The organism is Pseudocitrobacter faecalis, from assembly GCF_965231525.1.
GTDB classification, from domain to species: Bacteria; Pseudomonadota; Gammaproteobacteria; order Enterobacterales; family Enterobacteriaceae; genus Pseudocitrobacter; species Pseudocitrobacter faecalis.
Map to the genome: position 1 here is coordinate 2084792 of NZ_CBDDNJ010000002.1, position 25270 is coordinate 2110061.

The following is a 25270-nucleotide window of genomic DNA, read 5'->3' on the forward strand; positions in this document are numbered from 1 at the left end:
GATTTGCCGCACATTTTTTTATGCATTTTCGTCAGAAATGCTTATCTTTGCCGCAGCCAGCAGCTGTTGCTTAAAACGCAGGGCAGCCTGACTAAGTTCATGATGTTTAGACCACACCAGCCACATTTCCGAAACGGCATCCTCTTCAATAATGGGCACCCAGCGCATCTCCATAAGCTGGACACGACGAAACGACGCCGGGAGAATCGACACCCCAAGCCCGGACGCCACCAGACCAATAATGGTCATCGCCTCGCCCACTTCCTGCGTCATTCGCGGCGTCACGCCATAACGGCGCAGCAGGCCCAGAATATCGTCATACAGACCTGTTCCCACGTGCGGGTCGAAGAAAACAAAAGGCTCATTGGCCAGCTCAGTCAGACTCACCGCGCGTTGATTCGCTAGCGGATGCTCATGATGAATCATCGCCAGCAGTGGCTCATGCAGAATAACCTCCCACTCCAGCGTGTCAGGAAGCTGCGTGTTACGCATCAAACCCAGATCCAGCGAACCTTCGGTAAGCGGCAAAATCTGCTCGCGAGTATTGGTCTCACGGGTCTGAATATGAACATCGGGATAGCGACGTCGAAAGGTCGAGAGCGTATCAGACACCGCCTTAATGAAAGGAGCCGACGAGGTAAAGCCAATATTCAACTCGCCCGTTTCACCATGATGCAAACGCCCCGCGCGGGCGGCAGCCTCTTCAACCAACAGCATAATTTGACGGCTATCAGCAAGGAACTGCTTTCCCGCCGCCGTGAGGTTAACGCTGCGGTTGGTGCGGGCAAACAGACGGGCGCCAATTTGCTGTTCAAGCATCTGAATTTGCTGACTTAGTGGAGGTTGCGAGATGTTCAGCCGGGCAGCAGCACGACCAAAATGGAGCTCTTCCGCTACCGCAATAAAGTAGCGCAGATGGCGCAGCTCGATATTCATATTTGTTACATATCAATTGAGATTATTAATATATTAGACAGAATATTCGCGATTTCCTACTCTAATTATGTGACCTGTGTCTCTATTACCTTTTGTTTTTACGCAAGGATCTTCCCGTGAGTCGTACAACCACCGCAGACAACGAACCGGCTATCGATGTCCGCGATAATGCTCCATCAAGGCCGAACCAATTTATTACTCGCGGCACACCTCAGTTTATACGGGTTACTCTCGCCCTCTTCTCTGCCGGACTGGCGACGTTTGCTCTGCTCTACTGCGTTCAGCCGATTCTGCCCGTGCTTTCCCATGAGTTTGGTATCTCGCCTGCGGGAAGCAGTATTTCTTTGTCGATTTCCACGGCGATGCTGGCGATAGGGCTGCTCTTTACCGGGCCGCTTTCCGATGCCATTGGCCGCAAACAGGTGATGGTCACGGCGCTGCTACTGGCATCGTGCTGCTCTCTGCTCTCCACCATGATGACCAGTTGGCACGGCATTCTGATCATGCGCGCGCTGATTGGTTTATCGCTCAGCGGGGTGGCGGCGGTCGGTATGACCTATCTCAGCGAAGAGATCCACCCCAGTTTTGTCGCCTTCTCGATGGGGCTCTACATTAGCGGTAACTCGATTGGCGGGATGAGTGGACGTCTGCTCACCGGGGTTTTCACTGATTTCTTCGGCTGGCGTATTGCCCTGGCGGTGATCAGCGCTTTTGCCCTGGCCTCAGCGGTGATGTTCTGGAAAATTCTCCCGGAATCCCGCCACTTCCGCCCCTCCTCCTTACGCCCTAAAACGCTGCTGCTCAATTTCCGTTTGCACTGGCACGACCGGGGTTTACCGCTCCTTTTTATCGAAGGCTTCCTGCTGATGGGGGCGTTTGTCACATTGTTTAACTATATTGGCTATCGCCTGATGCTCTCCCCCTGGTCGCTGAATCAGGCGGTGGTGGGCCTGCTCTCAGTCGCCTATCTCACGGGGACATGGAGCTCACCGAAAGCCGGTATGATGACCGCCCGTTACGGTCGTGGCCCGGTGATGATCTTCTTCACCGGCGTGATGCTGCTCGGCTTGCTGCTAACGCTCTTCTCACCGCTGTGGGTTATCTTCCCCGGCATGTTGCTGTTTTCCGCAGGCTTCTTTGCCGCGCACTCCGTCGCCAGCAGTTGGATCGGCCCTCGCGCACGACGCGCCAGAGGTCAGGCCTCATCACTTTATCTTTTCAGTTATTACCTGGGTTCCAGCATCGCCGGAACGCTCGGCGGCGTTTTCTGGCACCGTTACGGCTGGAACGGCGTCGGCGCGTTTATCGCCCTGCTGCTGATCGCCGCGTTGCTGGTCGGAACGTTGCTGCATAAGCGGTTACATTGATGGTTAAATGGCCAGGGATAGGCCATTTGACCCTATTAATAAAAAATGAGTATTCACTATGACGAAAGGCGAAATATTTTCATTATTCATCGTTATTTATAACAATATATCGCATAAGAATTTAACGATATTTATAAGTTGCGGTCATCGTTTAATCACACTACGCCTCCTGCTCACCTCACTCATTGCATAAAAAAACCTCACAGCACATAAACCTTAGATTTAGATTAATCAGATAAAGAGAATGCAGCCGTTAAAACGGAGTGCATATGAAAAAATATTGTGTTTTACCAGAGTTGTTAATTGCCTTCCTCCTTTCAGGATGTGCGCATACAGTACCAAGTCAATATAATGGTGCCGTAGTTAAGTACACAAAAGAAGGCGCAAGCAAAGCCACTGTTATTGCTGACTGGGGTATACCGGACTCAGCTATTTCCGTCGATAAGGACACAACCGCATATCAGTGGAATTCTGATAACGGCTCAACGTCATCGGGTAATTTCGATACGCATACACTGGCTACCGGCTCTGCTACCTCAGGGACAGATTGTCTCGGATGTGGCGTGCAAACTTTTGGTGTGGGCGCTAGTCATACTGCGGGCGCTACATCTGCAAACATAGAGACTCATGCGTGCGCGCTTACTGTTCTGGTCAATAACAGCGACGACAAAGTCAAGGCCGCTAATCTCGTCGGCACTGTGGATGATAAATGTTATTCGCACTTTGAAAAAGCCCTGACGCTGAATCCCAATGCAGTTGATCTGCATAATCAGGAAATTACACACAATCAGCATGTAGCCGCAGGAAAAGCATTAGTTGGTATGCTTACCCTTGTTGGCGCAGGGGCTGCTATTTATCACGCTAATCACTAAAAACGTAAGGTACAATGATGAAACTTTTTATTTCAGGTTTGCTTTTATGTATTACTTTCTCCGTTATGGCCTGCCCTAAGGGGGAACATCCCTATGGCGGGACAGGTTCTCACCATAAAGGAGGCTGGTGTGGTAATTAAAATCTAACCCACATCTTTTTATATTTTATTTGATTCCGAGATTGTCTAAATTTCTTAACCACCATTATTGTTCTTTCTAATATTTAGTTAAAACGAATCCTTATTTTGGCTATTGTGAAATAACCCTGGTGTTAATTACAGCGTCTTCGTATAAGGGGGCTTTGGGAAATCTCTGTACAGTTAGATGAGATTTCCCATAACACGCCATTTTCATCAATTCATAACCTTGTGTTTTAATGGTGCGAACCACGGTATGATTTTCTTCCACGAATGTAATCCGTAGAGAATGAAGAATGGAAAACAAAAACTACCAACACCTCACCCGCACCTTCCAGCGTCTCTCCCGTTTTTCACACCTCTCCGCCATCGCTGGCTGGGACATGTTTACCATGATGCCACCAGGCGGCAGCAACGCGCGCAGCGAAGCGCTGGCTGAGCTGGGCGTATTACAGCACCAGATTCTGACCGATAAGCAGGTCGGCGAATGGCTGCGCAACGCGGAACAGGAAGATCTTAACGACCTCGAACAGGCAAACCTGCGCGAAATGGCGCGTCATTATCAGCAGGCCGCCCTGCTGCCGGAGAGCCTGGTCGAGGCCAAGTCGCTGGCGGGTAGCCGCTGTGAACACGCCTGGCGCACGCAACGTCCGAATAATGACTGGCAGGGCTTCGCTGAGAATTTAAAAGACGTGGTTAAACTCAGCCGGGAAGAAGCGCGTATCCGTGCGCAGGCCAAAGGCTGCTCGCCTTATGATGCCCTGCTGGACATTTTTGAGCCTGACATGACCAGCGCTCGCCTGGACGTGCTATTTGGCGATCTCAAATCCTGGCTGCCAGGACTGTTAACCAGTGCGGTAGAAAAACAGGCCAGTAAAACGCTCATCGCCCCTCAAGGCCCGTTCCCGATTGAAAATCAGCGCCAGTTAGGACTGGAAGCGATGAAGCGCCTCGGCTTTGATTTTAACGCCGGTCGTCTGGACGTCAGCGCGCATCCTTTCTGCGGCGGCGTACCGGAAGATGTTCGCATTACCACACGCTATAATGAGCATGACCTGTTAAGCGCCCTGTTCGGCGTGATCCACGAAACCGGGCATGCACGTTATGAGCAAAATCTGCCGCGTAACTGGCTGGGTCAGCCGGTGTCTCATGCGCGTTCCACCGCTATTCACGAGTCGCAAAGTCTCTTTTTTGAGATGCAACTGGCACGTAGCGACGCCTTCCTTCAGCATCTGCTTCCGGCGGTGGTTGAACAGTTTGGTACGCAGCCTGCTTTTGAGGCGTCAAACTTTGTTGCCTGGAACCAGCGCGTGAAACCGGGCTTTATCCGTATTGATGCCGACGAAGTGAGCTACCCGGCGCATGTGATCCTGCGTTATGAAATTGAACGCGCGTTGATTGATGGCGAGATTGAAGTGGACGACATTCCCGCCCTGTGGGATGAAAAAATGCGTCACTGGCTGGGCCTCTCGACGGAAGGTAACTACCGCGATGGCTGTATGCAGGATATTCACTGGACCGACGGCGGCTTTGGTTATTTCCCGTCCTACACGCTGGGCGCGATGTACGCCGCACAGTTAATGCACGCCGCGCGTAATGCAATGCCGGATCTCGAATCACGCATTGCCAGCGGTGATTTCAGCACATTGTTCGAGTGGCTGCGCCAGAATATCTGGCAGCACGGTAGCCGCTTTGGTACCTCGCAGCTTATTCAGCAAGCGACCGGCGAAGACCTGAACAGCCGCTATTTCCGCGAACATTTAACCGCCCGCTATCTGTAATCCTCCTCTCGCCGGAGGGCTCTCCTCCGGCGTTGTACATTCCGTTACACGCCGATACCAATCACTCACGGAAAGCCTGATAACTCAGGGATATAGTTCTTTCAACGGCCCCGCAGTGGGGTTGAATGAAAAAACCAATTCGAGGGTATGAGAATGAAAAAAGTATTAGCTCTGGTTGTTGCCGCTGCTATGGGTCTGTCATCTGCTGCATTCGCCGCTGAAACTACCGCGGCTCCCGCACCGGCTGCCAGCGCAACCGCTAAAGCGGCACCGGCCAAAACTATGCATCACAAAAAACATCAGAAAGCCGCTGCTGAACAAAAAGCGCAGGCTGCGAAAAAACACCACAAAAAAGCCGCTAAAACCGAAGCGACCAAACCGGTAGAACAGAAAGCCCAGGCCGCCAAAAAACACAAAAAACATGAGGCCGCAAAACCGGCTGCTGCTGAGCAGAAAGCACAGGCCGCAAAAAAACATCATAAAAAAGCCGTAAAACACGAAGCCGCTAAACCAGCCGCTCAGCCTGCTGCATAATCGTCACCGTTCGTATCGTTCCGATGACAAATCGGCGCTGTTTCAGCGCCGATTTTTTCCTGGAGAGCAATGATGTTGCGGCGCTATCGTTTCGAGCTCATCCTGGCTTTACTCATCGTCTGCGCACTGATCGCAACGCGGTTTTTCCTTTACTGAGCGTAGTTCGCTGATTTTACTCCCCCTTTTCATTTGTCCCGTCTATAGTATTCACATTGGGTTTAACTTTTTATAATCATAATTACCCCACCAGAGAGTGATATGCGTAGAGCTGTTTTCGTTTTACTGGGATCGTTGAGCGCGCTGTCGATGGCTGTACATGCGGATGACGGCGATAGCGGCATGAGCGCGAAAGATGTCAAAACGCTGTTTTTCGGTCAGGACGATCGCACCCTTGTGGCCGATGCAACCGATTCCCCCTGGGACGCTATCGGTCAACTGGAAACCGTTAGTGGTAACCTGTGCACCGCTACCCTCATTTCCCCCCATCTGGCGTTAACCGCCGGACATTGTTTGCTGACGCCACCGAACGGTAAGCCGGATAAAGCGGTCGCGCTCCGTTTTGTGTCGCAGAAAGGCGTCTGGCGCTATGAAATTCACGGTATTGAAGGTCGTGTCGATCCCTCCCTTGGCAAACGTCTGAAACCCGATGGCGACGGCTGGATTGTTCCGTCTGCCGCCGCGCCGTGGGATTTTGGCTTAATTATTTTGCGTTATCCGCCGGGGGGAATTACGCCGTTGCCGCTGTTTGAGGGGGACAAAGCCGCCCTCACCGCCGCATTAAAGGCAGCGGATCGTAAAGTGACACAATCGGGTTATCCGGAAGATCACCTTGATTCGCTTTACAGCCATCAGGACTGCGTGGTCACCGGTTGGGCGCAAACGTCGGTGCTGTCGCACCAGTGCGATACGCTACCGGGCGATAGCGGTTCGCCATTAATGTTAAAGACCGAGAATGGCTGGCAATTGATTGCGGTACAGAGTTCCGCTCCGGGGCCGAAAGACCGCTGGCGCGCGGATAACCGGGCCATTTCGGTGACCGGTTTTCGCGATAAGCTGGAAGCGTTGGCGAAAGATTAAATGACGCTGCCCGCAAATGCGGGCAGCGTGGTGTATCAGGCCATTTTAATCAGCACCATGCCGACTATCAGCAGGCCGAGTCCCATCCAGCCTTTGTTATTCAGGCGTTGACCAAACAGGATCCAGCCCGCCGCCAGCGTAGCCATAATCCCGAAGGCGCCCCATAACGCATAGGCCACGGAGAGATCGATTCCTTTTACCGCCTGCGACAAGGCGCTAAACGCGGCCAGCACTGCGGAGATGGACAGCACGCCATAGAATTTGCGGCGAAAACCATCCGAGAACTTCAAAAAGATATTAGCGATAATTTCCAGCACGATTGCCAGCCCCAGCCAGGCGGCGTGAATCCACTCAAACTGTTGCATGGTGAGCCTCCACCGGCTGAGATTTCACTTTGCGAGTACCGGATTTAATCAACACAATCCCCGCCACCAGCGTCGCCAGACCGGCGATCTTCATCGCCGACAGTGCTTCATCAAACAACATGACGCTGAACAGTGTGATAAGCAAAATACCGATACCTTCCCACAAGGCATAGGCGACACCCAGCGCGATTTTTTTAACCGCGAAGGCCAGGAAAATATAAGAGATGGCAATCATTACCAGCATCAAAATAAAGCCAGCAGAACCGTGACCAACAGCAGCCCATTTCATAGACAGCGTGCCGATAATTTCAGCGACGATCGCAAGGGATAAAAGAATCCAGTAAAACATGTTATTTCTCCTGCTTGAGAATATATTCCGTTGCGGCTCACAACGAAGTGCAAACCGTAAAATCCAGGTTGTAATGAGTCCTGACGGCGAGCGTCAGTTCAGGCAGAAGACGTAGACTAAAGCGCGTTGCGCCAGTGTTGCTCGGCGGAGAGCAAGGCAGAGGTAGGTAAAACTGTAGTGTGAGTAGAAATGAAAGTTTTGAACTGATTGTCCATAAAAATACAATTATCCGCGGTATTGCTTCTCTTCGTTGCGGAAAAAAATTGTCCTCGGTAGTTAAACACAGCTAATTTTTAGCACAACCGCCTGATTAACTCAAAATATTTTCAGATCTTTACCATAAATATTAGATCTAAGTGAGTTTCTTCTTAGACTGTTCGCAATTATGATATTCAGGCTTGTTGTACACTTTTTCAGGAACCCTTATGGCCAAGCCCATCATTACGCTTAATGGATTAAAAATTGTCATCATGCTGGGCATGCTGGTCATCATTTTGACGGGTATTCGCTTCGCGGCGGATATCATTGTTCCCTTTGTACTGGCGCTATTTATCGCCGTGGTGCTTAACCCGGTGGTACAACTGATGACCCGCTGGCGCATTCCCCGCGTGCTGGCTATCTCTTTACTGATCTGCCTGATTATTATGGTTGCCGTCCTGCTGCTGGCGTCACTCGGCACCTCGCTTAACGAGCTGGCGCGCACGTTGCCGCAGTACCGCTCCTCTTTACAGGTGCCGCTGCAGAATATCCAGCCCTGGCTCGAGCGCTTTGGCGTGACGGTCTCAGCAGATGAGTTAATTAAATATATTGACCCAAACGCCGCGATGACCTTTGTCACCAGCCTGTTGACACAGCTCTCTAACGCGATGTCATCGATTTTTCTTCTGCTGTTAACCGTGGTGTTTATGCTGCTGGAAGTCCCGCAGCTTCCGGCCAAACTCCAGCAATTGATGGTCAAACCGACGGAAGGAATGGCGGCGATTCAGCGCGCGATCGACAGCGTGTCACATTATCTGGTGCTGAAAACAGCCATAAGTCTGGTAACCGGCCTGGTCGCTTGGGGCATGCTGGAAGCGCTGGGCGTGCGTTTCGCGTTTGTCTGGGGACTGCTCGCCTTCGCACTGAACTACATTCCTAATATCGGTTCTGTGCTGGCGGCCATCCCCCCGATTTTACAGGTGCTGGTTTTTGGCGGGTTTTATCAGGCGCTGATTGTGCTGGCAGGATACCTGCTGATTAACCTGCTCTTCGGTAACATTCTCGAACCGCGCATTATGGGACGCGGGCTGGGGCTGTCAACGCTGGTGGTCTTTTTGTCGTTGATCTTCTGGGGATGGTTGCTTGGCCCGGTGGGAATGCTGCTTTCGGTACCCCTCACCATTGTGGTCAAGATTGCCCTTGAGCAAACCATCGGCGGCAGGAGTATTGCCGTGCTGTTGAGCGATCTCAGCGATAAGTGACAGCGTCACGTAAAGCTGCCGACATCTCGTCGGCAGCCTCTTCTCTTACGATTTACCTGCTTTTGCCAGACTAAACCACATCCCAACCGCCAGAAGTAACAGCATCATCCCGGCACTGCTTAACGCCACGCTGTGCGAGAAGGTAAACGCGGTACGTGCAGCATTAATCGTGGCCTCGGCAAGCGATGGCGTCAGGGTTTGCGCCGCTTTAACCGCTTCGCCAATCGACGACGAGGCGCGTGCCGCGACTTCACCCGTCAGCCCTTCCGGCAGAACAATGGACGCCGAGAAACTGCGGCTCAGCAGTAAGCCAAAGACGGCAATGCCTAACCCCGCGCCCAGTTCATACGCCATGGTTTCAATCGCCCCGGCAGCCGCGGCTTTTTCCTTCGGCGCTGCGGCCATAATCGCCGCCGTTGACGCCAGCAAGGCGCTGGCGGCGCTAAAGCCAAGCAAGACCATCAGTCCCCACGCCTGCCACTTCTGGGTGCTGAAATCCAGCATCGACAGCCCAAGGAAGCTCAGTGCACTCAGCGCCATGCCGCTTGTTGCCACAGTGCGCAGGCCCAGACGCGCGACCAGCACACCGGCAATCGGGCCGCTGAAACCACTGGCCACCATCAGCGGCAGCATAAATTTCCCGGCCTCGAACGGCGTGAAACCATGTACAAACTGCAGTTCCTGCGCCATCAGCAGCTCAAAACCGACCAACGCAATCATTGCCGTCATCGCCATGACTACACCGCTGAGAATAATACGGTGGCTGAACAGACGCATATCGATCATCGGTTTAGCGGCGCGAAGCTGGATACGAACAAACATCGTTAATAACAGCGCACCGGTCGCGAACGCCCCGCCGATAACCCACGGTGCAACCAGCCCTTTCATCGCGGTTTTTGCGCTATACACCAACAGCAGAATCGCCACAATCAACATGATGGCATGACTCAGGTTCAACGGCTGATCGCGTCGGCCTGGCTGCTGCGGCACGAAGCGCGCGGAAAGCGCCATTACCAGCAACACGATAGGAACGTTAATCAGGAACACCGAGCCCCAGTAGAAATGCTCCAGCAACATGCCGCCAATCAATGGGCCAAAGGCTGCCCCGCCTGAACCGACCGCGGCCCAGACGCCAAGCGCAATGTTACGATGGCGCGCATCAATAAACAGTGTGCGGATCCCGGCAAGTGTCGCCGGAACAATCATTGCCGCGCCAATCGCCAGCACAGCGCGCGCCGCAATCAGCCAGCCGGCGTCTGGCGCAATCGCGGCTGCCAGCGACGCCAGGCCAAATAACCCGCTGCCGAGCAACAGCAGGCGTTTAAAACCGATACGGTCGCCCAGCGCTCCCATCGGCAGTACCATTCCTGCCATCACCAGCGAGTAGATATCAATGATCCACAGTAACTCGTTGCCGCTTGCCCCAAGCGTCATACTCAACGTCGGCGCCGCCACATGCAGCACCGTCGCATCGATGGCGACCGGAATATAGACCAGCACGATAATCACTAACGCTAACCACTGACGAAACATAACTCTCCCTCATTTATTAAAGTTGGACATCCGTCCAGAACGCGATCCTACGGAAAGTTGAACAACTGTCCAGCTTTTTGTTACACTCGTTGCGCGGTGATTGAGGATGAAAAATTATGGGTTATTTGAGTAAGGACGAACGACGGGAAGAAATTATGCAGGCGGCGATGCGCGTGGCGCTGGCCGAAGGTTTCCCGGCGATGACCGTCAGGCGGATCGCAACGGAAGCCAACGTCGCTACCGGCCAGGTGCATCACCATTTTGCTTCAGCGGGTGAACTCAAAGCCCAGGCGTTTATTCGCTTAACCCGTGCCCTGCTGGATGCGAATCCGTTGCCGGAAACCGCCACCTGGCGTGAGCGTTTATGTTCGATGCTCGGCAGCGATGACGGCGGATTTGAGCCCTATATTCGTCTCTGGCGCGAAGCGCAGCTGATTGCTGCGAAAGACCCCGATATCAAGGCCGCCTACATTTTCACCATGCATATCTGGCATGACGCAACCACCGCGATTATCCGTCAGGGTCACGCGGCGCAGGAGTTTACCCTGCACGACAGCCCCGAGCACATCGCCTGGCGATTAATTGCGCTGGTTTGCGGGCTGGACGGCATGTACGCGCTGGGCATGACGGATATCAACGACGACGCCTTTGACCAGCATCTGGAAGCGGCGATCGCGCTGGAACTGTTTTCACTACCGCGCACACACAATATCTGACATGCGCGTGGTATAACGCGGCGAGAGCAGTTCCCGTTTCATCTGCCACGGCTGCGCGATGCCCTGCCCGGCAAAATAGAGCGTCCCGCGCCCGCTCTTGTGATTAATGGCATCCAGCACGCTCATTAAGGCTTCGCTGCCCGCGCGCGGTGCGTTGTCATCAAACAGATTCAACTGCGCAACGCCCTGGCTGAAAAAATCCCCCAGCATGACGCCCGCTTTCTGATAGCGTCGCCCTTCTTTCCAGATAACCTCCAGACACCGCGTCGCGGCCTGAATAATATCGCGGCTATCCTGGGTGGGCGTCAGCAGCTTTACCGAAGCGCTGTTGCCGTAGTAAGGCTGCCCGGCGGCAAACGGCGATGTTTTAATAAATGCCGAAATAAACCGGCAGTATTGATGCTCCAGACGCAGTTTCTCTGCCGCCCGGCAGGCGTATTCGCAAATGGCCTGGCGCATATCTTCGTAATCCGTTACCGGCGCACCAAACGAGCGGGAGCTAATGATGTCCTGCTTCACCGGCACAAACTCTTCCAGTTCCAGACACGGTTCACCGCGCAGTTCGCGCACCGTGCGTTCCAGTACCACGCTAAAATGTTTGCGGATAAAACGGATATCCGTATCCGCGAGATCCAGCACGGTATGGATCCCCATCGCTTCCAGCTTTTTACCGATCCGCCGCCCGATACCCCACACTTCACTCACCGGAAACGCCGCCATCAGTTTACGCTGCCGTTCGAGATTCGAGAGATCGACCACGCCGCCCGTCTGACGCTGCCATTTCTTTGCCGCATGGTTCGCCAGTTTGGCGAGCGTTTTGGTTTGCGCGATCCCCACGCCAACGGTCAAATGCATACCCTTACTGATTGTTTCGCGAATTTCGCGGCCAAAATCGGTTAAATCGCGACAATTCCTGACACCGGTGAGATCGCAAAACGCTTCGTCAATACTGTAGATTTCCACTCTCGGCGCCAGCGCTTCCAGGGTCGTCATCACACGCTCTGACATATCTGCGTAAAGTTCATAATTGCTGCTAAACGCTACCACGCCGTGACGGCGAAACTGCTCCTTCTGTTTAAAATAGGGTTCTCCCATCGCCACCAGTGACTTCGCCTCTGCGCTACGGGCAATGACGCAGCCGTCGTTATTGGACAGCACCACTACCGGTTTGCCTCTGAGATCCGGCCTGAATACCGTTTCACAGGAGGCATAAAAACTGTTCACATCCACCAGCGCAAACATGGTCAGCAGGCCGCTTTCACGATAAACGTCACCACACCAAAGATATCCAGCGGAACATCCTCGTTAATACGGATAGGCGAATAGGCCGGGTTACAGGGCACTAACTGGATCACCGGGCGCAGTTGTAACCGCTTGACGGTAAATTCGCCATCGACCGCAGCGATAACGATATCGCCATGTCCGGCGGTTCTGGCACTGTCGACCACCAGTAAATCGCCATTGCCGATCCCCGCTTCCGTCATGGAGTCGCCCGTCGCGCGGACAAAATAGGTCGCACTGGGGTGTGCCACCATAAATTCGTTGAGATCGATGCCCCGCTCAACATAGTCGCGTGCCGGGCTGGGAAAGCCGCATGGCACTAAATCACTGAAAAGAGGCGTAATTACGCTCTCGCGTTGCTCTGCAAGTTTGTACATCATGACCGTAAACACCTTATACTGTATTTATATACAGTATTATGGATTTCAGGAAGGGATCAAGCCACTTTTCGCGGAGAAAGAAAAACGCGTTGAAGTGTAGAGGGATTTAATTTGCCTGCGGCAGCTAATCTATTTGCCACCCTCAGGCGGAGCGGCAGGCGGCGTGTACCAGTTCTCTTTGGCAACGATCACCACGCCTTCAGGCTGCATCACAAAGTTTGGCGACATGATCTGTACGTTGAATTCATTAAAGACATCCTGAATATTGCTATACAGTTCGCTTCGAGCCGCGGCCAGCGACTGATCCGCCAGCAATCGCACCTGAAGTTCATAGGCGATATACCAGTCCATCAGGCTCAACTGGCGCACCCGTGGTGCGATAGTCAGGTCAATCCCTTGTGCCCGTTTTGCCGCCAGTTCCAGCATTGCATGAACCTGACGCCACGGCGTGTCGTAGCCGATCGTCACACTCACCGTTAAGTTGATACCGCTATCCGCGCCCTGCGCGCTGAGGTTCGTAATTTTTCCACTCACCACCACCGCGTTGGGAACGGTGACAACGTAGTTTTCACGGGTGATAATTTTTGTTGCCAGCATACCGATTTCACTGACCAGCCCTTCGTTATCCGCGACCCGAATGACATCGCCTTTGCGTAAAGCGCGTGAATAAATCAGAACCAACCCGCTCATGGCATGGTTCATCACGCCCGCCGATCCCAGCGTGAGCATTAATCCAAAGAAGACGCTAATCCCCTTAAAGGCCAGCGAGTTCGCCCCTGGCAGGAAGGGATATGCCGCCGAAAGCGCAAATAACCACACCACGACCGATATCAGTTTGCGGGTCGCCCCGACGGTTTCGGGATGAATACCCGGGAGCTGTAAACGCCCCGCCTCAACCTGATTAAGCACCATTTTCAGCAGTTTCAGAATAAATGCCGTCATCACAAAAATGATCAGAACAATCAATAGCCCCGGCAAGGCGGAGACGATCGACAAGGCGATCCCTCGCACTACGCGTACGGACCAGTCACCCAGCGATTCCCCCCAGACGCGCGTCCAGGGAAACAGGCTGAAAACCCAGCGCAGCCAGGCGTACAGCGCCACAATCCCTAACATCACCATCAACATGGCATAGAGCCGTGTCTCGATAGCGCCGGTAAAACGTCGCCAGCGCAGGGGCAGCCAGCTTCGGTTCTCAATAATGCGCCGACGATAATAACGCCTGACCAGGCGCCAGGAGCGATAAGCGCCATACCAGAACACCATCAGCCCCAGCAACCCGCCCATCGTTTTGACCACCGACAGCACCAGCCAGCTATTGTCATACTGGTCGCGCAGCGCGGTACGTTGGGCTTCCATGCGCGCCAGCACCCGCTGTGCAGCCTGATCGAGCGTCAGATCGTCACCTTCATCCAGATCGCCTTGCGCCAGAAGCATCACCGGCTTGCCGTTCATCACGATAAGCCTTCCCTGCTGGTTATAACGCACAACAGGGACGATCGTTAACGCCGACTGAACGTCGGCACGGGTAAAATTTCGCAGCGTGTTATGGATGCGCAACACCCGTTCTTCGGGCGTGGTGAGGCCAAATTTTGCCTGCAACATGACGATAGGTTTATGGAAGATATAGACCGTCCGTGCGCGTTCCTGCTCCGTCGGTTCCTGACGGGGCTCCGCCGCATGAGAAAAAAGCATCAGAGAGGAGAGAAAACAGAGTAATACCGCGAGCAGTACCCTTTTCATATCTGCCACCGGGACGCGAGGATTATCGTTTTGATTCAAAAAGCCAGCGTACCGGCTATTCGTCTTTTTTCAGCATAGACCAGCCGCCCACCCATGCAATAGCCTCAGGAATAGAACATCTTGCTGAAATCAAAAGCAGATAAAAAAACATTCTTAAAAACATACAATTAACAAAAAAACGATCGTTATTTGCCAACCGCCTTGTTATTCCCGCCGTCTTGTCTAATGTAAACAGTGAGTTAAATTTTATTTAAGAATTTTCTAAAGCTAACGTTTCCTGAACGTTCACCGACTACCGTTGAGTCATAAAAGAGTGAGGATCGCAATGAGACTGAAACCGATAGCCAGAGGATTGGCCCTGGCTGGCTTGTTATCCACGTTCATTATTCCTGCCTATGCTGATATCAGCCAAAAGGATGCGACATCGTCCACCAGGAACGCTAATGACCAGCTCTACAAGCAACTGCCCTTCTCCGATAACACCGATTTTACTGACGCCCATAAAGGCTTTATCGCCGCACTGCCGCAAGACGTTATCAAAGGTGAGCAAGGGAACGTTATCTGGGATCCGCAGCAGTACGCCTTTATCAAAGAGGGTGAAAAGGCTCCAGACACCGTCAACCCGAGCCTGTGGCGTCAGTCCCAGCTCATCAATATCAGCGGCCTGTTTGAAGTCACTGACGGCGTGTACCAAATCCGTAACCTCGACCTTTCTAACATGACTATTATCGAGGGCAAAGAAGGCGTTACCGTCGTCGACCCGCTGGTCTCTGCTGAAACCGCGAAAGTCGGTATGGATCTCTACTTCAAAAACCGGGGGCAAAAACCGGTCGTGGCGGTCATCTATACGCATAGCCACGTGGATCACTATGGCGGCGTGCGCGGCGTGGTTGATGAAGCCGATGTGAAGTCCGGGAAAGTCAAAATTTATGCGCCCGCCGGCTTTATGGAAGCTGCCGTGGCCGAGAATATCATGGCGGGTAACGTCATGAGCCGACGCGCCAGCTACATGTACGGTAACTTGCTGAAACCGGATGCGAAAGGCCAGGTTGGCGCGGGGCTGGGAACCACGACCTCAGCGGGCACCGTCACCCTGATTGCCCCAACCAATATCATTGAAAAAGACGGGCAAAAAGAGGTTATCGACGGATTAACCTACGATTTCATGCTGGCCCCTGGCTCTGAAGCGCCTTCTGAAATGCTGTGGTACATCGAAGAGAAAAAACTCATCGAATCCGCAGAAGATGTGACCCACACACTGCATAACACCTACTCCCTGCGTGGGGCGAAAATTCGTGAGCCGCTGCCGTGGTCAAAATATATCAACGAAGCGATCGTCCGCTGGGGTGATAAAGCGGAAATTCTGATGGCTCAGCATCACTGGCCGACCTGGGGCAATGAGAACGTGGTTAAACTGCTGAAAAGCCAGCGTGATCTGTATCGTTATATCAACGACCAAACCTTACGCATGGCAAACGAAGGCCTGACCCGTGATGAAATCGCCGCCAACTTTAAGCTGCCGGATTCACTGGCCCATACCTGGGCGAACCGCGGTTACTACGGTTCGGTAAGCCATGACGTTAAAGCCACTTATGTGCTCTATCTCGGCTGGTTTGACGGCAACCCGGCTACGCTTGACGAACTGCCGCCAGAAGAAGCCGCGAAGAAATTCGTGGAATATATGGGTGGCGCAGAGGCCATTCTGCAAAAAGCGAAAACCGACTTTGATCAGGGGAATTACCGCTGGGTGGCACAGGTGGTCAGTAAAGTGGTCTTTGCCGATCCGAATAATCAGGACGCTAAAAACCTCGAAGCGGATGCGCTGGAGCAACTGGGGTATCAGGCTGAATCCGGCCCGTGGCGTAACTTCTATCTGACCGGCGCACAGGAACTGCGTAACGGCGTGGTGAAGGGCCCGACGCCGAACACCGCCAGCCCGGATACCGTTCGCGCCATGACGCCGGAAATGTTCTTTGATTATCTGGCGGTACACATCAATGGCGAGAAAGCGGGTAATGCGAAATCGGTATTTAATATCGACCTCGGCAATGACGGTGGTAAATACAAGCTGGAACTTGAAAACGGTGTGCTAAACCACACTGCCAATGCCGAAGCGAAAGATGCCGATGCCACCCTGACCCTCGATCGCGCAACCCTGAATAAGATCATCCTGAAAGAGGAAACCCTCAAACAGGCTGAAGATAAAGGAGAGGTAAAAATCTCAGGCAACGGTGCCAAACTGGATGAAATGCTGGGCTATATGGATAAATTCGAGTTCTGGTTCAATATTGTGACGCCATAACCGACAACGCCCCGGAGACACGATCGCCGGGGCGTTTTGTCATTTCAGACAGGAATTAACGGTGGCGATGACTATTTTTCGGCAATATTAATGACCACCCGGCGATCCGCAGACAAACATGTCACCAGTTGATTACCCGACTGCCCGTCGCAGCTATTGCCGGTGACCGGTTCACTTTCGCCTCGCCCTTCAGCAGAGATATTTTGTGCCGGGAATCCCTGGGCAATCAGTTCATCAGCAACGGCCTGGGCACGACGTGCAGAAAGCTGCTGGTTGTAATCAGCGCTGCCAATACGATCGCTATAACCAATCACTACCGTTGTTTTATTGTTGGTTGGCTGCAAGCCTGGAGCATGAGAAAGCTGATTGATTGCGGCTTTCCCTTGCGCCGAAAGCTGGGCTGAGTTGTAGCCAAACAGCACATCAGACTTGAGATTAAACTGCTGCGGTTCAGGCGCAGGCAACGGTGCGGCCACCGGCGCGTTAACAACAGGGTTATCATCATGTTGACCAAAACGGTATGAAATGCCTGCCGTCACCGAGCTGACATCACTGCTCACGCCAATTTGATTAGCATTCCCGACATTGCTGACCCATTGATACTCTAAGCGCCCTGCCCAGTTTTTATTAAACGCATATTCCGTACCGACAGCCGCAAGAGGACGAATCCCCGTCTCAAAACGATTGTGTCCACCAATATCGGACTCTGCACGATACCCCATCGCCCCGGCGCGACCATAAATATCCCATTTATTGGTTAACCCGTAACTGGCTTTAAGCGACAGCTGTAAACCCTGGCTTTTCATTTTCGCCCCGGATGCACCATGATTACCCTTAATTTGCATATTCCCCAGGTAATCATATCCACCTTCGACCGCTAACCACGGTGTAATCTGATATCCGGTGAAGACACCACCGCCCACGTTATCGCGGTCAAAATCAAATTGGTCGCTATTGTGCGCATTATCGATACTTTCCTGATTGGTATGAGCATCAAAATAGTGTGACCAACCAAATTTCGTGCCACCGTACCAGGTGCCCGCGTCCGCCGCTGCAAAAGCCGTTGTGGCCGTAAACGCATTGGCAATAATCAGAGTAAGGAGAGTCTTTTTCATATATATCCCGTTATGAGCTTGCTGAATTTAACGCTGTTTCTGTTTAAGTGCGCTCACAATAAATCCAAACCCTCACTCTGATAATCTATTTGTTATTTATTTTTGGACAATACATAGGTAAACCCACATATTTACCGGTGCAGCCACTCAGAATTTTTCCGGGAGATGATTAATCGCTGTCAGGTAACCCCCTCTTTTAAATGAGATATATTCACCTTTACTCAATGCAGAAATGACGTTCAAAATGCTACTGCGCGATAAGAGCGTTCGATCCTGAATATACTCAAGGATAGAAGTGCGCATCCGTGTAGCATCGGGTAACAAAATCATCTCCAGTAAATGACTTCGAATGACAGAATATGTTCGCTGCTGCACGACCAGCGCATCCCGATAAAACAGATATGCCGTATGGTAGGAAAGCAACGCGGCGACGTCTTCCCATAGCCCCTCTTGAGTAAAAATTTCGGTAGCCCTTTGCGCATCGACGCGCAGCATTGTCGATTCTGTTTCAACCCGAAATATATGCCCACGAACCGGCTGAATCATTTCCGCGATCCCAAACAGATGCGGTTCGTAGACGGTAACGATAAGCAAACCATCTGACGCACGTAATATAGAGAGCTCTCCCTCCATAAAAATATAGAGCTGTTGCTTGCCTTTATGTGTCCATGTCATCCGTTTGCGCGGCGGAATTCTTACGCTTTCAGCGACGAGGGCCAGCGCAGCCGTTAAACGTTGTATGCTGGCTTCTGGTCGAACGGGAGGTAATATATTCATTGCGGTTCCTGATAATAATAATGACTGGAGTATAGCTTACCGCGACCTACGTGCAATGAACTAAAAATGGCATTATCACTTACATCGCTGAAGGTGGATGAATATTTATTTTTAAACAACCCTGCATTATAGCTCGCCCGGTAACAATGATATCATCACGGATATTGAATCTCGTGTTACATGCATTAAATATTTCGCTGAGGATATATGAAAATTAATAAAATAACAGGTTATATCGTTTTAACCAGCCTGCTATCAACATCACTATTTTCCTTTCCCGCTCAGGCACAGGAAAATATGCAAGCTGCGACTGAACACACAAAAAGGGTAAATGAAGCACTTTATCATCAATTGCCCTTCTCAGACACCACGGATTTTACCAACGCACATAAAGGCTTTATTGCTGCATTACCGTCTAATGTCATAACCGGTGCCAAAGGAAACGTTGTGTGGGATCCACAGCAATATAATTTTATCAAAGAGGGAACAAAAGCGCCTGACACGGTCAATCCCAGCCTCTGGCGCCAGGCGCAGTTAATTAATATCGGCGGATTATTTAACGTTACCGATGGTGTATATCAGATTCGTAACCTTGATCTCTCGAATATGACTATTATTGAGGGTAAAACCGGAATTACCGTCATCGACCCTCTCGTTTCGGCAGAAACTGCAAAGGTGGGTCTCGATCTCTACTATAAAGAACGGGGTAAAAAGCCCGTGGTTGCGGTGATATTTACTCACAGCCACGTTGACCATTATGGTGGTGTAAGAGGCGTCGTCGATGAGGCCGATGTCGCCAGCGGGAAAGTCAAAATTTATGCGCCCGCCGGTTTTATGAAAGAAGCCGTATCGGAAAATATTATGGCCGGGAATGCCATGAGCCGCAGAGCCAGCTATATGTATGGGAATCTTCTGAAGCCAGATATTAAAGGTCAGGTCGGTGCCGGGTTAGGCACCACAACGTCAGCCGGCACGGTTACGCTGATTGAGCCGACAAATTATATTACCGAAACCGGGCAACAGGAGAATATTGACGGCCTGACCTATGACTTTATGATGGCCCCCGGTTCCGAAGCACCCTCTGAAATGCTGTGGTACGTAAAAGAGAAAAAGATGATTGAAGCCGCGGAGGATGTTACCCATACCCTGCATAATACCTACTCTTTACGCGGTGCCAAAATTCGCGATCCTCTGGCATGGTCAAAATATATTAATGATGTTATCAATCGCTGGGGCGGTGACGCTGAAATTATCATCGCACAGCATCACTGGCCGACATGGGGTAATAATAACGTCGTTAATCTGATGAAAAGTCAGCGTGATATGTACCGTTATATCAACGACCAGACTTTACGCCTGGCAAATAAAGGGCTCACACGCGATGAAATTGCCGATAACTTTAAGCTCCCTTCCGGGCTAGCCAATGCCTGGGCAAGCCGTGGTTATTACGGTTCCGTTAGCCATGATGTGAAAGCCACCTACGTATTTTATCTTGGTTGGTTTGATGGTAACCCGGCAACTCTCGACGAATTACCGCCCGAAGCTTCGGCAAAAAAATTCGTCGAGTACATGGGCGGCGCCGATGCGGTTATGCAGAAAGCGAAAGCCGATTATTCGCAGGGGCATTATCGCTGGGTAGCACAGGTCACCAGCAAAATTGTCTTTGCTAATCCAGATAATCAGGCGGCCCGTCATCTGGAAGCCGATGCGCTGGAGCAACTGGGCTATCAGGCCGAATCCGGCCCATGGCGTAACTTCTACCTCACCGGCGCGCAGGAGTTGCGTAACGGCGTGGTGAAAGGCCCAACGCCCAATACCGCCAGCCCGGATACGGTGCGGGCAATGTCGCCGGAGATGTTCTTTGATTATCTCGCGGTACATATTAACGGTGAAAAAGCCGCCAATGCGAAAGCCATTTTCAATGTCGATTTAGGAAACGATGGCGGTAAATATAAGCTGGAGCTGGAAAACGGGGTGCTGAATCATACAGCAAACGTGCAGGCAGATAATGCTGATGCGACGATGACACTTACTCGCGCCACGCTGAATAAAATTATTCTGCAAGAAGAAACGCTGAAACAAGCCCAGACAAAGGGTGAAGTGAATATTACGGGAGACAGTGCAAAACTCGATCAGATGCTAAGTTATATGGATAAATTTGAGTTCTGGTTCAATATTGTAACGCCATAAAATATAACGCCTTCTGTCGTACCCCGGCAGAAGGCGTTTGTCTGTACTATTTACTGTTTCGGCGCGAGAGATAATCCCGTTGCGTTTCGCCGATATAAATCTGACGCGGACGATAAATCGTTAACGGTGACTGATGCATTTCGTTCCAGTGCGCCACCCAACCCAGCGTACGGCCAACAGCGGCCACCACCACAAACATGGAAGATGGCAGCCCCATCGCTTTAAGGATCACTGCAGTATAGAAATCTACACTCGGCGACAGCCCATTTTCCACAAACCAGGGATCGGTCAATGCCCTCTCCTCGAGCGCCATTGCCACCTGCAGCAGACTGTCGGACATCCCCTGCTCTTTCAACACACGGTGACAGGTATCGCGTAGAATACCCGCGCGAGGATCCAGATTGCGATAGCGGGAGTTACCGAAGCCTAAACGGCGGAACGCCTGCGGATCCCGTTTGGCCTGACTAAGAAACGCCGGTACCTGTTCCACCGTTTCAATCTCTTCCAGCATGCGCATGCTGGCTTCATTCGCACCGCCGTGCATTGGCCCCCACAAGGATGCCAGCCCAGCCGCAATACAGGCGAACAGATTCGCGCCAGATGATCCCGCCGCGCGAACCGTCGTGGTTGATGCGCACTGACCGTGATCGGCATGCAGCACCAGAATCTGGTTCATCGCCTGCTCAATCACCGGATTAAGCTCATATTTTTCCGCCGGAATCGCAAACAGCATATGCAGGAAATTGCCCGCATACGAGAGATCGTTACGCGGATACTGCGCCGGATGTTCGATGGTAAATTTATAGCTCATTGCCGCCAGCGTCGGCATTTTCGACAATAACCGCGTAGCCGCCAGCGCCCGATGTTCGGGATTTTCCACATCCAGCACATCATGGTAGAACGCCGCCAGCGCCCCCACCATCGCACACATTAGTGCCATTGGATGCGAATCACGACGAAAACCGCTACACATCTTAGACATTTGTTCATGCACGAGAGTGTGGCGCGTAATGTTCTGCCGAAATGCCTGATAACTGGATTCATCCGGCGCCTGACCTTCCAGTAAAATGTAAGCCACTTCCAGAAAATCGCACTGTCTGGCCAGTTGCTCTACCGGGTAACCCCGATGAAGCAGAATACTGTTTTCTGTATCAATGTAGGAGATCGCTGACTGGCAGCCTGCGGTGTTAGAAAACCCAGGATCAAAACCGTATAACCCGGATTTATTGAGCGCACGAATATCCATACCATCGTGCCCAAGCGTTGCTGACACCCGATCCAGCATTACAGGCTCCTGCCCGTCCAAAGAAAGCGTTAGTGGTTTAGCACCCATCGGTAAGTTTCCCCTGTGCAATACGCAAGCCATAACCTGAGGTAATATTTCAGGCAGAAAAACCAACATAACCAGAGCGATGGGACGGTTCTTTGATGTAGACGGCTAAAACGACGATAAAACGTGCGATGGATAATAAACGCAGGTTGTTTATGGCTGCGTATTCAAAAAACTCAAAGAAAAGGGGTGCATTGAAGATACCCAGATCCTTTGCCGTTCGGATCTATAGACCTGTGCTATACATGGCCGGGTTTAATTGGAAAAAGTATCCGGAAACGTTATGAAAAAGAGACATGATGACCCTGACCGTACACCATAAACCGCCCGAAGGCGGTTTATGGTGGCGACATTCAGTGATGGACGAGATCGCCGGCGCTGTGTTTTGGCCCAAGCCGCCCCGCCTCTTTTAAAATTTCCTCAATGAGTTCTTCAAGACATTCTTTGCCATGATGGTCGCATACCAGATGCACCTGCCGCGATATCTCTTCCGTCTGCATACCATCACACAAGGCTGATTTGAGCATCACCGCAGCCCAGCGTTTCGCTTCAGAGTGAGTTAACATAACCCCTCCCGATTCAGGATATCTTTCTAAACGTAGTCTCCCCAGAGAAAATATCCAGCATTTGAATAATCACCTTGTGAAACAAAATATGTCATCTTTCTAAAAAGTCACAATGCGAGATAACATTATCATGTCTGCCGTTAGTGAAGCCGCGCCGAAAACTCCGGAAAAACCACCTCAGATTTATCTAATCTCAGATTGATATAATCGAACCGGGCAAAACCGATACAGGGAGGAACTATTTTTCGTAATGCCCTTGACTGGACTAAGGTCACCAGCACCAGTCTGTAATGCCTGTCAATGAATGAGAGTAATTCAAAATCATTTAAACCACTGTCTACTTTGTCTATAAACCATAGCGCCCACTCGCGATGTGTGTAGATATGCTCAACACGGATCGCATGGCCATGCTGAAGAGATAACGTCACACCGATAGTACGTTCCGCGGTAGCCGATTTTTTTAAATCAGTGACTTTCGTCAGGCCATACTTCCGCCTGCAACTGAGAAAATCAAGAAGACAGGAAACAGAACTTAACGCGCCATGTTCATCACTAAGCCCATGAGCATTCATGCTTTTTCTGAGATGAATGCAGTCCCGGAGGGCTGCCAAAAGTACATAATCACAGGGATGGTCGTTCATGCTGCCCTCTAAAGTCGATGGAAGCAGGACGTGTTGTTAAAACTATGCTCTGTTAACTAACTGCTTCGTTAACTAACTATAGTTTACATTGAAAAATCCGAAAAGAATTAACTATAGATTTACAAAAAACAAACACAAATCACTGAAAAAATCGTCACCTGAAATGTTCAAATAATAACCTTTATGAGCCATCTAAGGCTCTCCGGCTATTTAGCAGGAGCATCCAATATTAATTACTAACATTGATTATCACTACAAACTGGATTAGCCTATGCCAGAAAAATCGTAACTGGATTGACCTGCCCCCACGATTAGATACAACACTCAGTTAGTAACGTCGGAATCTTCATTCTCAGAATGACCCTTTCTCCAGCCCGCTGCAAATTCAGACGGTGTCTGATAATTCAGCGTGGAGTGCGGGCGGCATTCGTTATAATCCTGCCGCCAGTCATTAATAATTTTCCTGGCATGAACGATATCGCTGAACCAGTGCTCATTCAAACATTCATCGCGAAATCGTCCGTTAAAGCTCTCAATAAATCCGTTCTGCGTTGGCTTGCCCGGCTGGATTAAGCGCAACTCAACACCATGCTCAAAGGCCCATTGATCCAGTGCACGGCAAGTGAACTCCGGCCCCTGGTCAGTTCTTATCGTCGCCGGATAGCCTCGAAACAGTGCAATGCTGTCCAGAATACGCGTGACCTGAACGCCTGAAATCCCAAAGGCAACAGTGACCGTCAGGCATTCCTTTGTGAAATCATCGACGCAGGTAAGACACTTGATCCTGCGACCGGTGGAAAGTGCGTCCATGACGAAATCCATCGACCAGGTCAGATTGGGCGCCGCCGGACGGAGCAGCGGCAGACGTTCTGTTGCCAGCCCTTTACGACGTCTTCTGCGTTTTACGCCCAGGCCACTGAGGTGATAAAGCCGGTACACGCGCTTATGATTAACATGAAGCCCTTCACGGCGCAGCAACTGCCAAATACGACGGTAGCCAAAACGCCTGCGCTCCAGTGCCAGCTCAGTGATGCGCCCTGATAAATGCGCATCAGCAGCCGGACGGTGAGCCTCATAGCGGCAGGTCGACAGGGATAAACCTGTAAGCCTGCAGGCACGACGTTGCGACAGACCGGTCGCATCACACATCAACATCACGGCTTCCCGCTTCTGGTCTGTCGTCAGTACTTTCGCCCAAGAGCCACCTGAAGCGCCTCTTTATCCAGCATGGCTTCGGCAAGCAGCTTCTTGAGTCTGGCGTTCTCTTCCTCAAGCGACTTCAGGCGCTTAACTTCAGGCACCTCCATACCGCCATACTTCTTACGCCAGATGTAAAACGTGGCATCGGAAATGGCATGCTTGCGGCAGAGTTCACGGGCGGGTACCCCAGCTTCGGCTTCGCGGAGAATACTGATGATCTGTTCATCGGAAAAACGCTTCTTCATGGGGATGTCCTCATGTGGCTTATGAAGACATTACTAACATCGGGGTGTACTAATCAACGGGGAGCAGGTCAGGCAGCCCTCGCGCTTGCGCTTAGCGAGAAAGAAATCAGTCTGAATACCCTCATTATGCAGTTATCCCGGATGGAAGCTGGCTGCGTAACTGATGAGCGAATACAGTCAATTGTCAAAGCCAGAAACTGGCTAATGAGCTTTGAGCATCCACAGGAAGCCGCGGCCTGCCTGCCCTATCTTAACAGTTAGGATTAACCGCCTTTATACTGAGTAGTAAGGTATTCATGGACATCGTCCGGTATTCACCGGAAAATGGCGGACAGCCTCAACGGTTGCGTGCAAGCGTTTTCCGGCTGGAATA

Annotated in this window: 24 protein-coding genes; 10 read left to right on the forward strand and 14 right to left on the reverse strand. The window is 51.6% G+C overall.

Going from position 1 to position 25270, the window contains the following annotated elements; all coding sequences use genetic code 11:
• Positions 1 to 18: 18 nt before the first annotated feature.
• A complete protein-coding gene (locus tag ACOXYR_RS10620; RefSeq protein ID WP_108474208.1) occupies positions 19 to 936 on the reverse strand; it encodes a LysR family transcriptional regulator in 918 nt (305 codons plus the stop codon).
• A 116-nt stretch (positions 937 to 1052) separates the two neighbouring features.
• Between ACOXYR_RS10620 and ACOXYR_RS10625 the strand changes: the two genes are divergently transcribed.
• The 6 genes from ACOXYR_RS10625 (at position 1053) to ACOXYR_RS10645 (ending at position 6704) form a co-directional block, all read left to right on the forward strand.
• A complete protein-coding gene (locus ACOXYR_RS10625; protein WP_350437132.1) occupies positions 1053 to 2303 on the forward strand; it encodes an MFS transporter in 1251 nt (416 codons plus the stop codon).
• A 269-nt stretch (positions 2304 to 2572) separates the two neighbouring features.
• On the forward strand, positions 2573 to 3175 hold the full coding sequence (locus ACOXYR_RS10630; protein WP_421356661.1) for a hypothetical protein: 603 nt from the start codon (positions 2573 to 2575) through the stop codon (positions 3173 to 3175).
• A gap of 433 nt (positions 3176 to 3608) precedes the next feature.
• Positions 3609 to 5093, forward strand: a complete 1485-nt coding sequence (locus tag ACOXYR_RS10635) for a carboxypeptidase M32 (RefSeq protein WP_421356660.1) — start codon at positions 3609 to 3611, stop codon at positions 5091 to 5093.
• 153 nt (positions 5094 to 5246) lie between these two features.
• Positions 5247 to 5627 carry an acid resistance repetitive basic protein Asr gene (asr, locus tag ACOXYR_RS10640; protein WP_108474204.1) on the forward strand — a complete coding sequence of 127 codons (381 nt, stop codon included), beginning with the start codon at positions 5247 to 5249 and terminating at the stop codon, positions 5625 to 5627.
• Between the two features lie 72 nt (positions 5628 to 5699).
• A complete protein-coding gene (gene ydgU / locus ACOXYR_RS24795; RefSeq protein ID WP_462933238.1) occupies positions 5700 to 5783 on the forward strand; it encodes a small membrane protein YdgU in 84 nt (27 codons plus the stop codon).
• A 102-nt stretch (positions 5784 to 5885) separates the two neighbouring features.
• Entirely contained in the window at positions 5886 to 6704 is an 819-nt protein-coding gene (locus tag ACOXYR_RS10645) for a trypsin-like serine peptidase (protein WP_189623174.1), read from the forward strand.
• A gap of 35 nt (positions 6705 to 6739) precedes the next feature.
• Here the strand turns inward: ACOXYR_RS10645 and mdtI are convergent, their stop codons facing one another.
• The 3 genes from mdtI to ACOXYR_RS10660 form a co-directional block, all read right to left on the reverse strand.
• The gene (gene mdtI / locus ACOXYR_RS10650; protein ID WP_421356659.1) at positions 6740 to 7069 is read right to left on the reverse strand and encodes a multidrug/spermidine efflux SMR transporter subunit MdtI; all 330 of its coding nucleotides are present in this window, start codon (positions 7067 to 7069) and stop codon (positions 6740 to 6742) included.
• Positions 7056 to 7418 (reverse strand): multidrug/spermidine efflux SMR transporter subunit MdtJ, encoded by a 363-nt coding sequence (gene mdtJ / locus ACOXYR_RS10655; RefSeq protein WP_108474201.1) that lies wholly within the window; start codon positions 7416 to 7418, stop codon positions 7056 to 7058. Before mdtJ ends, mdtI begins: the two co-directional genes overlap by 14 nt.
• A 116-nt stretch (positions 7419 to 7534) precedes the next feature.
• The gene (locus ACOXYR_RS10660) at positions 7535 to 7633 is read right to left on the reverse strand and encodes a protein YdgV (RefSeq protein ID WP_421356658.1); all 99 of its coding nucleotides are present in this window, start codon (positions 7631 to 7633) and stop codon (positions 7535 to 7537) included.
• A 210-nt stretch (positions 7634 to 7843) separates the two neighbouring features.
• Here ACOXYR_RS10660 and ACOXYR_RS10665 point away from each other — a divergent pair, with 210 nt between their 5' ends.
• Entirely contained in the window at positions 7844 to 8878 is a 1035-nt protein-coding gene (locus ACOXYR_RS10665; protein ID WP_108474200.1) for an AI-2E family transporter, read from the forward strand.
• Between the two features lie 45 nt (positions 8879 to 8923).
• Here the strand turns inward: ACOXYR_RS10665 and ACOXYR_RS10670 are convergent, their stop codons facing one another.
• Positions 8924 to 10411 carry an MFS transporter gene (locus ACOXYR_RS10670; RefSeq protein WP_421356657.1) on the reverse strand — a complete coding sequence of 496 codons (1488 nt, stop codon included), beginning with the start codon at positions 10409 to 10411 and terminating at the stop codon, positions 8924 to 8926.
• Between the two features lie 116 nt (positions 10412 to 10527).
• On the opposite strand from ACOXYR_RS10670, the gene ACOXYR_RS10675 reads away from it, so the two are divergent.
• Entirely contained in the window at positions 10528 to 11127 is a 600-nt protein-coding gene (locus ACOXYR_RS10675) for a TetR family transcriptional regulator (protein WP_113856845.1), read from the forward strand.
• On the opposite strand, the gene ACOXYR_RS10680 is transcribed toward ACOXYR_RS10675, so the two are convergent.
• From ACOXYR_RS10680 to ACOXYR_RS10690, 3 genes are all read right to left on the reverse strand, one after another.
• The gene (locus ACOXYR_RS10680) at positions 11104 to 12369 is read right to left on the reverse strand and encodes a Y-family DNA polymerase (protein WP_421356656.1); all 1266 of its coding nucleotides are present in this window, start codon (positions 12367 to 12369) and stop codon (positions 11104 to 11106) included. The genes ACOXYR_RS10675 and ACOXYR_RS10680 overlap by 24 nt on opposite strands.
• 2 nt (positions 12370 to 12371) lie before the next feature.
• On the reverse strand, positions 12372 to 12788 hold the full coding sequence (gene umuD, locus ACOXYR_RS10685) for a translesion error-prone DNA polymerase V autoproteolytic subunit (RefSeq protein ID WP_108474402.1): 417 nt from the start codon (positions 12786 to 12788) through the stop codon (positions 12372 to 12374).
• Between the two features lie 129 nt (positions 12789 to 12917).
• Positions 12918 to 14531 (reverse strand): mechanosensitive ion channel family protein, encoded by a 1614-nt coding sequence (locus ACOXYR_RS10690; RefSeq protein ID WP_421356655.1) that lies wholly within the window; start codon positions 14529 to 14531, stop codon positions 12918 to 12920.
• Between the two features lie 325 nt (positions 14532 to 14856).
• On the opposite strand from ACOXYR_RS10690, the gene ACOXYR_RS10695 reads away from it, so the two are divergent.
• Positions 14857 to 16833, forward strand: coding sequence for an alkyl/aryl-sulfatase (locus tag ACOXYR_RS10695; RefSeq protein WP_407732739.1), 1977 nt, complete (start codon positions 14857 to 14859; stop codon positions 16831 to 16833).
• A 71-nt stretch (positions 16834 to 16904) separates the two neighbouring features.
• Here ACOXYR_RS10695 and ompA read toward each other — a convergent pair whose 3' ends face one another.
• Both ompA and ACOXYR_RS10705 read right to left on the reverse strand, forming a co-directional pair.
• Entirely contained in the window at positions 16905 to 17948 is a 1044-nt protein-coding gene (gene ompA, locus ACOXYR_RS10700; RefSeq protein WP_421356654.1) for a porin OmpA, read from the reverse strand.
• Between the two features lie 147 nt (positions 17949 to 18095).
• Positions 18096 to 18725 (reverse strand): helix-turn-helix domain-containing protein, encoded by a 630-nt coding sequence (locus tag ACOXYR_RS10705; RefSeq protein ID WP_108474194.1) that lies wholly within the window; start codon positions 18723 to 18725, stop codon positions 18096 to 18098.
• A 207-nt stretch (positions 18726 to 18932) separates the two neighbouring features.
• Between ACOXYR_RS10705 and ACOXYR_RS10710 the strand changes: the two genes are divergently transcribed.
• On the forward strand, positions 18933 to 20915 hold the full coding sequence (locus ACOXYR_RS10710) for an alkyl/aryl-sulfatase (protein ID WP_421356653.1): 1983 nt from the start codon (positions 18933 to 18935) through the stop codon (positions 20913 to 20915).
• A gap of 46 nt (positions 20916 to 20961) precedes the next feature.
• Here the strand turns inward: ACOXYR_RS10710 and ACOXYR_RS10715 are convergent, their stop codons facing one another.
• The 4 genes from ACOXYR_RS10715 to ACOXYR_RS10730 form a co-directional block, all read right to left on the reverse strand.
• The gene (locus tag ACOXYR_RS10715) at positions 20962 to 22248 is read right to left on the reverse strand and encodes a citrate synthase (RefSeq protein WP_421356652.1); all 1287 of its coding nucleotides are present in this window, start codon (positions 22246 to 22248) and stop codon (positions 20962 to 20964) included.
• Between the two features lie 350 nt (positions 22249 to 22598).
• Positions 22599 to 22811, reverse strand: a complete 213-nt coding sequence (locus ACOXYR_RS10720) for a hypothetical protein (protein ID WP_108474191.1) — start codon at positions 22809 to 22811, stop codon at positions 22599 to 22601.
• A 140-nt stretch (positions 22812 to 22951) separates the two neighbouring features.
• Positions 22952 to 23452: a hypothetical protein gene (locus ACOXYR_RS10725; protein WP_146745431.1), complete on the reverse strand. Its 501-nt coding sequence runs from the start codon at positions 23450 to 23452 to the stop codon at positions 22952 to 22954.
• 324 nt (positions 23453 to 23776) lie between these two features.
• Positions 23777 to 24897 (reverse strand): IS3-like element ISSen4 family transposase gene (locus ACOXYR_RS10730; protein ID WP_096147877.1). Its coding sequence is split into 2 segments (ribosomal slippage): positions 23777 to 24639 and positions 24639 to 24897, totalling 1122 coding nucleotides; the frame shifts between segments, so codons are not numbered across the junction.
• Positions 24898 to 25270 lie beyond the last annotated feature (373 nt).

What these genes read in the sequence shown, in the direction of transcription:
- ACOXYR_RS10620 (WP_108474208.1), bottom strand. Translation starts at nt 936, where the DNA reads ATGAATATCGAGCTGCGCCATCTGCGCTACTTTATTGCGGTAGCGGAA.
- ACOXYR_RS10630 (WP_421356661.1), top strand. Translation starts at nt 2,573, where the DNA reads ATGAAAAAATATTGTGTTTTACCAGAGTTGTTAATTGCCTTCCTCCTT.
- ACOXYR_RS10635 (WP_421356660.1), top strand. Translation starts at nt 3,609, where the DNA reads ATGGAAAACAAAAACTACCAACACCTCACCCGCACCTTCCAGCGTCTC.
- asr (WP_108474204.1), top strand. Translation starts at nt 5,247, where the DNA reads ATGAAAAAAGTATTAGCTCTGGTTGTTGCCGCTGCTATGGGTCTGTCA.
- ydgU (WP_462933238.1), top strand. Translation starts at nt 5,700, where the DNA reads ATGTTGCGGCGCTATCGTTTCGAGCTCATCCTGGCTTTACTCATCGTC.
- ACOXYR_RS10645 (WP_189623174.1), top strand. Translation starts at nt 5,886, where the DNA reads ATGCGTAGAGCTGTTTTCGTTTTACTGGGATCGTTGAGCGCGCTGTCG.
- mdtI (WP_421356659.1), bottom strand. Translation starts at nt 7,069, where the DNA reads ATGCAACAGTTTGAGTGGATTCACGCCGCCTGGCTGGGGCTGGCAATC.
- mdtJ (WP_108474201.1), bottom strand. Translation starts at nt 7,418, where the DNA reads ATGTTTTACTGGATTCTTTTATCCCTTGCGATCGTCGCTGAAATTATC.
- ACOXYR_RS10660 (WP_421356658.1), bottom strand. Translation starts at nt 7,633, where the DNA reads ATGGACAATCAGTTCAAAACTTTCATTTCTACTCACACTACAGTTTTA.
- ACOXYR_RS10665 (WP_108474200.1), top strand. Translation starts at nt 7,844, where the DNA reads ATGGCCAAGCCCATCATTACGCTTAATGGATTAAAAATTGTCATCATG.
- ACOXYR_RS10670 (WP_421356657.1), bottom strand. Translation starts at nt 10,411, where the DNA reads ATGTTTCGTCAGTGGTTAGCGTTAGTGATTATCGTGCTGGTCTATATT.
- ACOXYR_RS10675 (WP_113856845.1), top strand. Translation starts at nt 10,528, where the DNA reads ATGGGTTATTTGAGTAAGGACGAACGACGGGAAGAAATTATGCAGGCG.
- ACOXYR_RS10680 (WP_421356656.1), bottom strand. Translation starts at nt 12,369, where the DNA reads ATGTTTGCGCTGGTGGATGTGAACAGTTTTTATGCCTCCTGTGAAACG.
- umuD (WP_108474402.1), bottom strand. Translation starts at nt 12,788, where the DNA reads ATGATGTACAAACTTGCAGAGCAACGCGAGAGCGTAATTACGCCTCTT.
- ACOXYR_RS10690 (WP_421356655.1), bottom strand. Translation starts at nt 14,531, where the DNA reads ATGAAAAGGGTACTGCTCGCGGTATTACTCTGTTTTCTCTCCTCTCTG.
- ACOXYR_RS10695 (WP_407732739.1), top strand. Translation starts at nt 14,857, where the DNA reads ATGAGACTGAAACCGATAGCCAGAGGATTGGCCCTGGCTGGCTTGTTA.
- ompA (WP_421356654.1), bottom strand. Translation starts at nt 17,948, where the DNA reads ATGAAAAAGACTCTCCTTACTCTGATTATTGCCAATGCGTTTACGGCC.
- ACOXYR_RS10705 (WP_108474194.1), bottom strand. Translation starts at nt 18,725, where the DNA reads ATGAATATATTACCTCCCGTTCGACCAGAAGCCAGCATACAACGTTTA.
- ACOXYR_RS10710 (WP_421356653.1), top strand. Translation starts at nt 18,933, where the DNA reads ATGAAAATTAATAAAATAACAGGTTATATCGTTTTAACCAGCCTGCTA.
- ACOXYR_RS10715 (WP_421356652.1), bottom strand. Translation starts at nt 22,248, where the DNA reads ATGGGTGCTAAACCACTAACGCTTTCTTTGGACGGGCAGGAGCCTGTA.
- ACOXYR_RS10720 (WP_108474191.1), bottom strand. Translation starts at nt 22,811, where the DNA reads ATGTTAACTCACTCTGAAGCGAAACGCTGGGCTGCGGTGATGCTCAAA.
- ACOXYR_RS10725 (WP_146745431.1), bottom strand. Translation starts at nt 23,452, where the DNA reads ATGAACGACCATCCCTGTGATTATGTACTTTTGGCAGCCCTCCGGGAC.